The sequence below is a fragment of the Vibrio kasasachensis genome, assembly GCF_050337565.1.
Classification (GTDB): domain Bacteria; phylum Pseudomonadota; class Gammaproteobacteria; order Enterobacterales; family Vibrionaceae; genus Vibrio; species Vibrio kasasachensis.
Window position 1 is genome coordinate 73,802 of the sequence record NZ_JAKJTB010000016.1, and the last position, 12,867, is coordinate 86,668.

Sequence of the window (12,867 nt, forward strand, 5' to 3'; positions counted from 1 at the left end):
GTACATCAATAGGAAATATAATGAAAGTACCTCACTTACCACAAGATATTCCATTTAACGATGACCAAAAAACTTGGTTGGCTGGTTTTTTTTCTGGTCTGCATTCTCGCCTTTTGCTTAAGCAAGAGTCCGTTGTTCATGCGGAATCAAAACCCCAAGTAAAAGGGTTAACTATTCTCTATGGGTCACAAACTGGCAATGCTGAAAGCCTTGCCTATGACGCTGCAGAAAAGGCAAAAGAATACGGAATGACAGCATCTGTGCTCGATATGGATAATGTCGATGCGCAAATTTTCATCAAATCATCCCGAATTTTGATCATCACCAGCACCTACGGTGAAGGTGAAATGCCAGACAACGCAGAAGCGCTATGGCAATTAATTAGCAGCGACAACGCCCCTAAGTTAGACAACACCTTCTTCTCTGTGCTGTCGTTAGGTGACACTAGTTATGATGAGTTCTGTCTCGCAGGTAAGCTTTGGGATGAACGATTGGAAACTCTAGGCGCGACTCGTATCACCGCTCGTGTTGATTGCGATGTAGACTTCGAACAACTTGCTGAAGATTGGATGGTTGCCACCTTACCTTGCATTGCTGAGCAAGGCGGTGAAAACACCACTGAGCCACAAAACAGCGTTCCCGCAAAGAAGAAATCAAAATTCGGTCGCAAGAATCCCTTACTAGCCACATTGCTACACAAGCGAGTGCTGAGTAAAACGGCTTCATCAAAAGAGATCGTCCATTACGAGCTTTCTCTAGAAAATTCTGGTGAATTTTACAAACCGGGCGATGCGTTAAATATTATTCCCCAAAATCAACCTAGTTTAGTTGAGGAAGTGCTGAGCCAACTTAGTTATAGTGGTGATGAGCGACCATCTTGGAACGGCGAAAACCATAGCCTGCGAGAGATTTTCACTCATCATCTCGACATAAGAATACCTTCGAAAGAATTCGTTAAAGCCATGGCAGAGTCAGCCAGTGATCATCACCTACTCACCTTAATTTCCCATGATGACAACTCGCAATTAAATGACTTTTTATGGGGTAAAGATATGCTTGATATTCTGCGTTATTACCCCACTGTTAGTCTATCACTAGCGGAAATACTGTCTTTGCTCAAACCGATAGCACCGCGCGCTTATTCCATTTCATCTAGCTTAAATAAACATCAAAATGAAGTTCATTTAACCATCAGTAATGTGCGCTACCAGCATAGCGACCGTGAGTACAATGGCACTTGCTCCACATGGTTGGCTGACATAGTAGCTGAAGGTCAAACGGTTCCTTGCTACTTTGCGCCAAACAAAAATTTTGCCATCCCAAATGATGATAAAGCACCGATGATCATGGTTGGTCCTGGAACAGGTATTGCACCGTTTAGATCATTCTTAGAAGAACGAGAAATCTCCGCCGCTCCGGGGGACAACTGGTTGATATTTGGTGACCGAAACATGGCCAATGATTTTATCTATCAAGATGAAATCGAGATCCTTCAACACAAAGGCACCTTAACTCGACTCGATCTAGCCTTCTCACGTGACCAAGCAGAGAAAATCTACGTACAGGATAAAATGCGAGAGAATGGTGCTGAACTGTTTGCATGGCTAGAACGTGGCGGGTATTTCTTTGTCTGCGGCGATGCTTACCATATGGCGAAGGACGTGGACAAAACGCTCCACGCTGTGATTGCTGAACATGGGAAAATGAGCGAACAAGAGTCCAATGAGTATGTAGCACAATTAAAGAAGCAGAAACGCTATGTACGTGATGTGTACTAAATAATTATTGGATATGTTCACTGATGCAAAAAAGCCATGACGAACGCCATGGCTTTTTATTACTCAGAACCAGACTAAACCGTACTGTCTGAAATAAGGTTGTGCTTGTTAAGCAGCCTATACATAGTTGCGCGAGATACACCCAACTCTTTCGCCGCCATTGAAACTTGCCCTGCGTTGGATTCTAACACCAGCAATAAAGCATCACGCTCACTGCGCTCACGAATGCTTTTCAAGCTACGTTTGCCATCACTGCGCTTAGGCAGATCAAGGCTCAATTCATCCAACATAACGCTATCAGACATAAGCACTACACGCTTAATCTGATTCATTAGTTCACGAACATTACCAGGCCAATGATAGCGAGTTAGCGCTCTTACCGCATCTTCGGTAAAACTGCGCGCCTGTGCATTGTATTCTCTTGAATAATCCATCAAAAAATGACGAGCCAGAATCGCAATATCACCAGCACGTTCTTTTAAGCTTGGTACGTTGATACGTAGTACATTGATATAATGATAAAGCTCTTCATTGAAATCACCATCGATCAACGCTTTCTCAATATCGGCAGAATTTGCCGCCAATACCCGTACATCCACCTCTTTCGTGCCGTTAACTGTATCTACAGTGCCTTCTTGCAAGAAACGGAGTAGGTTTAGCTGCTGAGATTTAGGCAGCGTTAGGATGTCATTAAGGAGCAATGTGCCACCATCTGCTTGTTCTAAAATAGATGGTGCATCTTCATCGTCTCGATTGATGCCAAATAAATCACTCTCAATTCGGCGTTCTGATAAAGCTCGGCAGTTAACCGAGATGAACTCTCCATGTGCGCGCGCTGATGTTTTATGCACCGCTTTCGCTACCGTTTCTTTACCTGTTCCGCTTTCACCGTAAATCAAAATACTCACATCGGTTGGACCGATACGTTTAATTTGGTCGCGCAAGCGTTTCATTGGAATCGATTCACCGATTAAGCCCATATCATTATTGTTACCATAATGAGGCCACACTTTTTTCTCCAACTTGAGCATACCTAGTTGGTGTCCAATAGTACTTAGCAGTTGCGCATCTGGAATCGGAGCGGTGAAAAAATCAATACAAAAGTTAACAATAAACTGGCAAATAGTATCTGAGCTGAGCTGAGATTCGCGTATGAATGCGATCCATCGAACTTGCTTATGAGTGCTAACGAGATTAGCTATACCGTTCAGGCTAAACTCATCATGACTGAGATCCACTACACCGATGCATGGTCCCGTTTCTGAAAACAAAGTGTTCGCTTTGCGCAAATCCGCGCATTGGGTGCAACGCCACCCCACTTGCTCTAGTACGGAAAGCCATGGCTCGTAGCTACCACCAACTACGATGAGTGAACCTGGGACAGAATCCATTCGGAATTGACTACCCATTAAGCTTCTTCCTTATACTGATATTTTATAATTATTTGTGCCACAAAAAACACATCAACAAAGTGGCTACACTATAAGAGCTTGCCTTAATAATCTGTCTCAATACTAAGACTAGACAATAATCTATTAGTTGAACAAATTAATATGCGATTGATATTCAAAATTCACCTGCAAATAATCTTCGTTCAACCGAATAAACCGCTCTAAAATCAAACAATTTAAGGTCTTTATTATAAATTGAATATCATTTACGAAAAATTACGCAAAAAACGGGTAAAAAAAAACCACCCGAAGGTGGTTTTGCTAGTCATTTCAAAGCTTACTGAGCCTGTGGGCGCATTGCTGGGAATAGGATCACATCACGAATTGTATGCGTGTTGGTGAATAACATTGCTAAGCGATCAATACCAATACCTTGGCCTGCCGTTGGCGGTAAACCATGCTCTAGCGCTGTAATGTAGTCGGCGTCGTAGAACATTGCTTCATCATCACCTGCGTCTTTCGCATCAACTTGAGACTTAAAGCGTGCATCTTGGTCTTCCGCATCGTTAAGCTCAGAGAAGCCATTTGCAACTTCACGACCACCGATAAAGAACTCAAAGCGATCAGTGAAGAATGGGTTGTTATCACTGCGACGAGCCAATGGAGAGATATCTGCTGGGTAGCCTGTGATGAAAGTAGGCTGAATAAGTTTAGGTTCAGCCGTTTCACCAAAGATCTCTTCTAGCAGTTGACCACAAGTCCAGAACTTCTCAACGTAGATATCTAGTGATTTAGCGATAGATACCATCAGCTCACGATCCTGAACACCTTCCTCTGTTAGAGCTTGGATTTCAGCGTGATCTGGGTTGTAGTGCTTAATCGCATCCAGCATAGTCATACGTGCATACTGACCGCCAAACTCAACCGTTTGGTCGCCGTATGGCATCGCTGTAGAACCTAGAATTTCTAGAGCTACTGTACTTAGCATCTCTTCAGTTAGGTCCATTAGATCTTTGTAATCTGCGTACGCCATGTAGAATTCGATCATAGTGAATTCAGGGTTGTGGCGCGGAGATAAACCTTCGTTACGGAAGTTACGGTTGATCTCGAATACGCGTTCAAAACCACCTACAACCAAACGCTTCAAGTAAAGCTCTGGTGCGATACGCAAGAACATTTGTTGATCCAATGCGTTGTGATGAGTGATAAACGGACGAGCCGATGCACCACCAGGGATCACTTGCATCATTGGTGTTTCAACTTCCATGAAGCATTTTGATTCCATAAAGCGGCGGATAGCAGAAACCAATTTAGAGCGTACTTTGAACGCGTTACGCGAATCTTCGTTCACGATTAGATCAACGTAACGTTGACGGTAACGCATCTCTTGGTCTGTTAAACCGTGGAACTTCTCCGGAAGAGGACGCAATGCTTTAGTCAGCAACTCGTACTCTTCCATGTTTACGTACAAATCGCCTTTACCAGACTTGTGCAGCGCACCTTTAACACCGATGATGTCACCAATATCAAGACCTTGGTACTGCTCTTTCAATACTTTTTGTACTTCTTTGCTTGCGTACGCTTGAATGCTACCAGATGTTTCTTGGAGAACTAGGAATGGACCTCGTTTCGCCATGATACGACCAGCGATAGCTACTACGTGGTTAAGCGCTTCTAGCTCTTCCTTCGTCTTTTCACCGAACTCTTTTTGTAGGTCGTCCGCTATAGCGTCACGACGGAAATCATTTGGGTGACCGTTTGCTTTGCAGCTCTTACGGATAGCATCCAGTTTCGCACGGCGTTCAGCAATTAGCTTATTCTCTTCTTGTGTAGAAGCTTCTTGTACAGATTCGTTTTGAACAACATCAGTCATTTTCGATGTATCCTGTCTTTAGTCGGTGAAAAGCTTATAAACCTGATTTCAGGCTAGCTTCAATAAATTTGTCTAGATCGCCGTCAAGTACCGCTTGAGTATTGCGGTTTTCAACGCCAGTACGTAAATCTTTAATTCGTGAATCATCCAGAACGTAAGAACGGATCTGGCTACCCCAACCGATGTCTGATTTGGTATCTTCATTCGCTTGTTTTTCAGCATTTTGTTTTTGAAGCTCAAGCTCAAAAAGCTTAGCACGTAGCTGCTTCATCGCTTGATCCTTGTTTTTATGCTGAGAACGGTCATTTTGACACTGAACCACTGTATTGGTTGGTACGTGAGTAATACGTACCGCCGATTCGGTGGTGTTTACGTGCTGACCACCCGCGCCTGAAGCACGGTAAACATCAATACGAAGATCGGATGGGTTAATATCAATTGTAATATTGTCATCAATCTCTGGGTAAATAAACGCAGATGCAAATGAAGTATGACGACGACCACTTGAGTCAAATGGCGACTTACGAACTAAACGGTGTACCCCGGTTTCTGTGCGTAACCAACCGTAAGCGTACTCACCAGAGATACGTACAGTAGCGCCTTTAAGACCAGCTACATCACCATCAGAGACTTCGATAACTTCTGTCTTGAAACCTTTAGCTTCAGCCCAGCGAAGATACATACGTAACATCATTGAAGTCCAATCTTGGGCTTCTGTACCACCAGAGCCGGACTGTAAGTCAATGTAGCAATCTGAAGAGTCGTGATCACCAGAGAACATACGACGGAACTCAAGTTTACCTAGCTTAGCTTCAAGCTCAGCTAGTTCTGGTTCAATTTCGTCAAATGTTTCTTGGTCTTGTTCTTCAACAGCAAGCTCAAGAAGACCATCTACATCTTCTACACCTTGCTCAAGTTGAACAATAGTATCAACAACTGCTTCCAGAGACGCACGTTCTTTGCCCAGTGTTTGAGCTCGTTCTGGTTCATTCCATACATCTGGTTGTTCTAGTTCTGCGTTTACTTCTTCTAGACGCTCTTGTTTAGCGTCATAGTCAAAGATACCCCCTCAGGACTGCCGTGCGCTCAGACACATCCTGTAGACGGTTTTTAATAGGATTGATTTCAAACATGTTTGCTCAATATTTACGAGTAGAATTTAACCAAAGAATTGTACTGAAAAGTGTGACGGAGATACAGGTATTTTTTTGTCTGCGGCAAGGAGCTTATAAGATAAAAAAATCCCCCGTCATGCTAAGCATCACGAGGGATTAAGATCAACCTTAACTGTTCGTTACACAGCTTCTTCCGTCAACGTTGGCTGCTCTGATTTTCTAACGAAAAACACACAAACCATCGCGGTAACGGTTGGTAGTAACCACCCCATACCGATATCAAACAAAGGCAATACGTTAAACGCTGACACATCAACTCCTGCTACTTTTGCTGCATCAACTAATGCAAACACCAGTGAAATAACAATCACGGTACGGTAAGCAAAACGCGTATTCGGTAATTTACCGCGCAAGAAAGTAAGAGCTACAAGTGCAATTGCGACTGGGTAAAGAGCAAATAATACCGGTACAGACAGCGTTATCAGCTGTGTCAAACCAACATTGGCAATAACAGCACAAGCGACACCATTAATCACTACCCATTTACGATACGAAAGGGAGGTCAGTGAGCTAAAGTAATCTGAACAAGCTGAAATCAAACCAATTGCAGTGGTCAAGCAAGCAAGCAGTACAATTACAGTCAGAACGACTTGACCATAAGAACCAAATAGAGCCTGAACATATTGGCTTAGAATCACACCACCATTATCAGCGCCTGCAGCAACGACAGAGCTAGTCGCTCCTAAATAGAATAGAGAAATATAAACAAATGCCAGACCCGCTGCCGCGATTAAACCAGCACTGATAAGATACTTCGTTGTTAACTTCTGATCAGTAACACCTTTACTGCGTAATGCGTCAACAATCAGCACACCAAACATTAAAGAAGCAAAGGTATCCATGGTGTTATAGCCTTCAAGAAAGCCTTTCTGCAGTGGGTGAGTTAGGTACTCACCTTGGGCGGCAATAATTTCACCCTGTGGGAAGAAGAATACTGCGCCAGCAAGAACAATCAGACCGATAAATAGAACAGGTGTCAACACCTTACCAATCACATCAATCAACTTTCCTTGCGACCATGAAAATGACATGGCTATAGCAAAGAAAATAATGGAGAAAATGGTGAGATGGATTTGCTCTGCGTGCACAAAGAATGGCTTAACTGCCATTTCGTAAGCAACCAAGCCTGTACGAGGCGCCGCAAATGCTGGACCGATAATAATAAAAATTAATACCGCCATAATTGTCGCGGCCTTTACCGGCAAATCTTGTGTGAGTTTCCCCCAAGACCCTCCAGCAATCGCAATTGCAATAATGGTGACTAAAGGTAGACCTACCGCTGTCAATAAGAAACCAAGCATCGCAGGAAGCATATTCTCACCCGCAAGTTGACCTGCTAACGGTGGGAAGATGATGTTACCGGCACCTAAAAAGAAGGCGAAAAGCATGAAGCCTAACGCTGTAATATCTGTTAATTTTAACGACTGCTTCACAGAATGACCTTTTACTTCTATTGATGGATGTTGTGTCTGCTCAGATGGATAATAACATCCTCTGAACTATCTAATTTAGAGCGGAATAATGAACAAATACTCGACTATTCGCAACAGCAAAGCAAAAAACACCATATAAATTTATGCGCCACTAGTAAAACCAGCTGTTAACACCAATATAAGAAAAAATATCAGAATAAATAACCAATAAAATAATTAACAACATCACTCAAATGCAGCGCGTAATTTCAAACAATTTGTTCACACCAGTGAAACCCACTCAAATATCAACCAACAACCGGATATTAAATGAGCAGAAAATCTCAGAAAACCAAAGGTTTTAAATTCAAACAATTCGAGATAAATGGTGGGCAATGTGGTATGCCCGTTAGTACTGATGGAGTGCTACTAGGCGCTTGGATAGATTTAAAAAACGTAACACGGGTTCTGGATATAGGTACTGGTACTGGATTACTAGCCCTTATGTGTGCTCAGCGCCAGCCGAATGCGGAAGTTTTGGCTATCGACATCGATGAGCATGCCGCAGCAACAGCTCGACTCAACGCAGAACATTCTCCTTGGACGACGCGTATTCGTATTGAACGAGCCGATATTCTGACCTTCTCTTTTACTGACAGTTTTGATGCCATCATATGCAACCCACCCTATTTTAACTCTGGTGAGCAATCGCTAACTCAACAGCGTGCTACCGCGCGACATACTGATAGCCTAAGCCATGAGGCATTACTTGACCGTTGTCAAACTCTGCTCCAGGAGCAAGGAACGGCAAGTTTCATTCTTCCTATCGCGGAAGGACAAGCGTTTATCGCACTTGCTCAAAAACTAAATTTTCACTGCACGCGTTTATGCAGAGTCAAGCCAACTGGGGCTAAAACAGAGAATAGATTACTGATTGAATTACGTAAGCAAAACATTGAGTGTCAGCATCAGCAACTAACAATTCGTGATAAACTTAAGTACAGCGAAGACTTTATTGCCCTAACCAAAGACTTTTATTTAAAGATGTAGAAATAACGTGTGATCCTTCTCACCAATACAACTATACTATGCGGTCTAATTTTTGGCTTAGCCCGTGATGGGCTACGTGATATACCTGCCTCTAATATTTTCAATCTCGCCGAATGGCTTGCGGAGAACTAACTGTGATCAAGAATTTTGCAGACCTCGATTTAGATCCAAACCTGCTTAGCGCTATCGAAGACATGGGCTACGAGCGCCCAACAGAAGTGCAAGCTCAAGCTATTCCTCAAGCATTGGAAGGTCGAGATATCCTAGCCTCAGCGCCGACAGGTACTGGTAAAACGGCTGCGTTTGTTCTGCCTGCACTACAGTTTTTGCATGATTTCCCTCGTCGCAAACCGGGACCTGCACGTGTATTGATCCTGACTCCAACACGTGAACTAGCAATACAAGTCGCAGATCATGCGCGTGCGCTAGCGAAAAACACCAAACTGAATATCTTTACTATCACTGGCGGTGTGCAGTATCAAGAACACGCCGATATTCTAGCGACGACTCAAGATATCGTGGTAGCAACACCAGGACGCTTAATGGAATACATCAAAGCGGAACGTTTTGATTGCCGCGCGATTGAATGGCTAATTCTTGATGAAGCAGACCGCATGCTCGATATGGGCTTTGGTCCAACGGTTGATCGCCTATCAACCGAATGCCGCTGGCGCAAGCAAACACTCCTATTCTCTGCGACTTTAGAAGGTAAAGGCGTGGCAGGTTTCACAGCCGATCTACTAAAAGATCCTGCTGAAATCGATTCGGAGCCTTCTCGTCGTGAACGTAAAAAGATCACTCAGTGGTATCACCGTGCAGACAGCATGGAACACAAACTGGCGATGCTTAAAGTTATCATTACTGAGCAAGCTGAGCGCTCAATCATCTTCCTAAAAACTCGTGAACGTTTAGCTGAATTACGTACAGAGCTAGAAAGAGCGCAAATACCTTGTTCTTGGATCCAAGGTGAAATGCCACAAGATCGCCGTAATAACGCGATTGCACGCTTTAGAGACGGTACGGTGAACGTTCTGCTAGCAACTGACGTAGCAGCGCGTGGTATTGACCTTCCTGATGTAAGCCATGTAATAAACTACGACATGCCGCGCAGTGCTGACGTTTATTTACACCGTATCGGTCGTACCGCTCGTGCTGGTAAAAAAGGTAATGCTGTTTCAATCGTCGAAGCACATGACCAAGCAATGCTAGAGCGTGTTGCTCGCTATGTAAAAGAAGATATTAAAGAACGTTTTGTTAAAGAACTTCGTCCTAAACACAAAAAACCAATCGTTAAGAAGAAGAAAAAAGACGACAAGAAAAAATCCGCAGTAAAAAGCAAAAAGAAAGCGACTAAGAAGAAGTAATTAACACTTCAAACTCCAAATACAAAAATGCCACTTCATTGAAGTGGCATTTTTATGATCTCAACATTTCTAACTCAATTGCTATTGTAGCTCAGCCACTAAAACCCTACTCCATATCAACCGCGATACTCAAAGTAGTTGGTGTCAGAGCAAGGCGACAAGTTCACTCATCGCCATGAACATAGACAACTATGTGATTGGTGTGAGTTAACGACGTCAACGCCGCTATCACACCAAATACGAAGAATATTAGTGTTCGCGAGTCGCGCGGAACGCAACTTCTGGAAAACGCTCTTGCGCTAAATTCAAGTTAACCATCGTTGGCGCAATGTAACTTAGGTTGTCGCCACCATCTAGCGCTAGGTTCGCTTGGTTCTTACGCTGGAACTCATCCAACTTTTTACCATCGCTACACTCTACCCAACGTGCGGTCGCAACGTTTACACCTTCGTAGATTGCTTCTACGTTGTATTCTGACTTCAAGCGAGCCACTACTACGTCAAACTGGAGCACACCAACAGCACCTACAATTAGATCGTTGTTTTGTAGTGGGCGGAATACCTGTACGGCACCTTCTTCTGAAAGTTGCACTAGACCTTTTAGTAGCTGCTTTTGCTTCAATGGATCTCGTAGACGAATACGACGGAACAACTCTGGCGCAAAGTTTGGAATACCTGAGAACTTCAGTGATTCACCTTGAGTGAATGTATCACCAATCTGGATAGTACCGTGGTTGTGCAGACCAATGATGTCACCAGCATAAGCGTTTTCTGCACGTGAACGATCACCGGCCATGAAAGTTACCGCATCTGAGATGCTCACTTGCTTACCAAGACGCACGTGGTTCATCTTCATACCTTGGGTATAAGTACCCGATACGATACGCATGAACGCGATACGGTCACGGTGTTTTGGATCCATGTTTGCTTGAATCTTAAATACGAAGCCTGAGAACTTATCTTCGGTTGCTTCGACTTCACGCTCTACTGCTTGACGAGCCTTCGGTGTTGGTGCCCATTTCGTTAAGCCATCAAGCATGTGGTCCACACCAAAGTTACCTAGTGCTGTACCAAAGTAGACTGGCGTTAGCTCACCGACTAGAAATGACTCTAGATCAAACTCAGGGCAAGCACCCATCACTAACTCAAGCTCTTCACGTACGCTAGTCGCAAGATCGGCACCGACTTGCTCATCTAACTCAGGGTTATCTAAGCCTTTAATAATGCGCACTTCTTGGATTTCATGACCATGGCCTGATTCATACAGAATCGTTTCGTCACGGTGAATATGGTAGACACCTTTAAACTCTTTACCACAGCCAATTGGCCAAGTAATAGGTGCACACATCATACCCAGTTCGTTTTCTACTTCGTCCAATACTTCCATTGGATCGCGTACGTCACGGTCAAGTTTGTTCATGAAAGTCACGATTGGCGTATCACGTAGACGGGTCACTTCCATCAATTTACGAGTACGATCTTCGACACCTTTCGCGGCATCGATAACCATTAGACATGAGTCAACAGCCGTTAATGTACGGTAGGTATCTTCCGAAAAGTCTTCGTGTCCCGGAGTATCCAATAAGTTGACTAGGCAATCATTGTATGGGAACTGCATCACAGACGTTGTTACCGAGATGCCACGTTCTTTTTCCATCTCCATCCAGTCAGATTTCGCGTGCTGATTAGAGCCACGACCTTTTACTGTACCCGCTTTCTGGATCGCGTTTCCGAACAACAGAACTTTTTCTGTAATGGTGGTTTTACCCGCATCCGGGTGAGAAATAATCGCGAACGTTCTACGTTTAGAAACTTCGCCGATAAATGGTGTATTTGACATCAAACTGGTCTTCTTTTCTGTCTGGATGCTTGTTTAATTGTTAAACAAACGAATTCGATTCAATTTTGCGCGGTATTCTCGCTTATATTCCTTTTGGGGGCAAATCAGAAAAGGAATAAATAGCTCATGATAATCGCGTCCTCATTGCCATTGGCTACTGGGTAATAATTTTTACGTCTATCAACTTCGTTAAAACCCGCGCACTCATACAGTGCAAATGCTTTGTGGTTGCTTTCTCTGACTTCTAGCCATACGCTTTCCGCATTGGCTTTTTCACAGTGATCGAGCAGGTGTTCAAGCAGGGCTTTACCATAGCCCTTGCCTTGTCGTTCTGGTGCGACGGCGATATTCAGCAATGTCACCTCACCGACGATATTTTGCGCGTAAAAGTAGCCCACTAACTGATCATTATCGATGAGTACATGATGGCATCCGCCACGACTATTCACGTCGCGAATCATCGACTCTGCCCATGGATGGCTGTGTGCTTGCTGCTCAATTGCCCAAACATCATCAAGATGTTCTACGGCAAGAGGAAGGAACTGTAATGTCATAATTTATTCAGAATAGGTGCAGATTTGCTGCCACAACGCTTTGCGTTGTTGGTTATTGCCATCAATATCACTAAGTAAAGGAGAACTTAGCACTTTGCCTTGTAGTGCGTCTGAGCTTGGGCAACCGGCGAACCATAACCACTCAACGGATTGTGCTTGTATTAGCTCAACCTGCTGAGGGAAAACATGGCGAATTTGCGCCAAGGTTAACTGCATACTCTTCAACACTCGTTCTAGAAATTCAGCTTGGCTAACTTCTGGCAAAGTAGGTGAAACCAATAGCATTTTGCAATCTGAAGGCAAGTTTATCGCTGCGACTTGGCAACCTGACAACCGCTGTGGGTGTATCAGTTGATAAGTGTCGATACCCATCTCTGATAAATATGCCATCGAGTTAGTTTGCATAAGTGCTGTTCTCTAAAATTTGGGCG

10 protein-coding genes are annotated in these 12,867 nt (G+C 43.8%); 3 read left to right on the forward strand and 7 right to left on the reverse strand.

The annotated features are described in order from the left end of the window. Nucleotides 1-20 precede the first annotated feature (20 nt). On the forward strand, nucleotides 21-1,778 hold the full coding sequence (locus tag L4C38_RS13850; RefSeq protein WP_428798149.1) for a diflavin oxidoreductase: 1,758 nt from the start codon (nucleotides 21-23) through the stop codon (nucleotides 1,776-1,778). A 74-nt stretch (nucleotides 1,779-1,852) separates the two neighbouring features. Here L4C38_RS13850 and vpsR read toward each other — a convergent pair whose 3' ends face one another. The 4 genes from vpsR to brnQ form a co-directional block, all read right to left on the reverse strand. Then, nucleotides 1,853-3,187 (reverse strand): cyclic-di-GMP-binding transcriptional regulator VpsR, encoded by a 1,335-nt coding sequence (vpsR, locus tag L4C38_RS13855; protein WP_428798150.1) that lies wholly within the window; start codon nucleotides 3,185-3,187, stop codon nucleotides 1,853-1,855. A 319-nt stretch (nucleotides 3,188-3,506) separates the two neighbouring features. Continuing rightward, a complete protein-coding gene (gene lysS / locus L4C38_RS13860; protein ID WP_428798151.1) occupies nucleotides 3,507-5,042 on the reverse strand; it encodes a lysine--tRNA ligase in 1,536 nt (511 codons plus the stop codon). Nucleotides 5,043-5,076: 34 nt separating this feature from the next. After that, a protein-coding gene (gene prfB, locus L4C38_RS13865) for a peptide chain release factor 2 (protein ID WP_428798152.1) occupies nucleotides 5,077-6,175 on the reverse strand; the annotation gives its coding sequence in 2 pieces (ribosomal slippage) (nucleotides 5,077-6,099 and nucleotides 6,101-6,175; 1,098 coding nt in all). 161 nt (nucleotides 6,176-6,336) lie between these two features. Next, nucleotides 6,337-7,650: a branched-chain amino acid transport system II carrier protein gene (brnQ, locus tag L4C38_RS13870; protein ID WP_428798153.1), complete on the reverse strand. Its 1,314-nt coding sequence runs from the start codon at nucleotides 7,648-7,650 to the stop codon at nucleotides 6,337-6,339. 309 nt (nucleotides 7,651-7,959) lie between these two features. Between brnQ and L4C38_RS13875 the strand changes: the two genes are divergently transcribed. Together L4C38_RS13875 and srmB are read left to right on the forward strand one after the other, a co-directional pair. After that, nucleotides 7,960-8,679: a tRNA1(Val) (adenine(37)-N6)-methyltransferase gene (locus tag L4C38_RS13875; RefSeq protein ID WP_428798154.1), complete on the forward strand. Its 720-nt coding sequence runs from the start codon at nucleotides 7,960-7,962 to the stop codon at nucleotides 8,677-8,679. Between the two features lie 134 nt (nucleotides 8,680-8,813). Beyond that, entirely contained in the window at nucleotides 8,814-10,043 is a 1,230-nt protein-coding gene (srmB, locus tag L4C38_RS13880; RefSeq protein WP_428798155.1) for an ATP-dependent RNA helicase SrmB, read from the forward strand. Between the two features lie 249 nt (nucleotides 10,044-10,292). Here the strand turns inward: srmB and prfC are convergent, their stop codons facing one another. The 3 genes from prfC to L4C38_RS13895 form a co-directional block, all read right to left on the reverse strand. Further along, a complete protein-coding gene (gene prfC / locus L4C38_RS13885) occupies nucleotides 10,293-11,882 on the reverse strand; it encodes a peptide chain release factor 3 (protein WP_428798156.1) in 1,590 nt (529 codons plus the stop codon). Nucleotides 11,883-11,986: 104 nt separating this feature from the next. Next, on the reverse strand, nucleotides 11,987-12,436 hold the full coding sequence (gene rimI / locus L4C38_RS13890; RefSeq protein WP_428798157.1) for a ribosomal protein S18-alanine N-acetyltransferase: 450 nt from the start codon (nucleotides 12,434-12,436) through the stop codon (nucleotides 11,987-11,989). 3 nt (nucleotides 12,437-12,439) lie between these two features. After that, complete coding sequence (locus L4C38_RS13895; RefSeq protein ID WP_428798158.1) at nucleotides 12,440-12,841, reverse strand: DNA polymerase III subunit psi; 402 nt, start codon at nucleotides 12,839-12,841, stop codon at nucleotides 12,440-12,442. Between the last annotated feature and the right edge of the window lie 26 nt (nucleotides 12,842-12,867).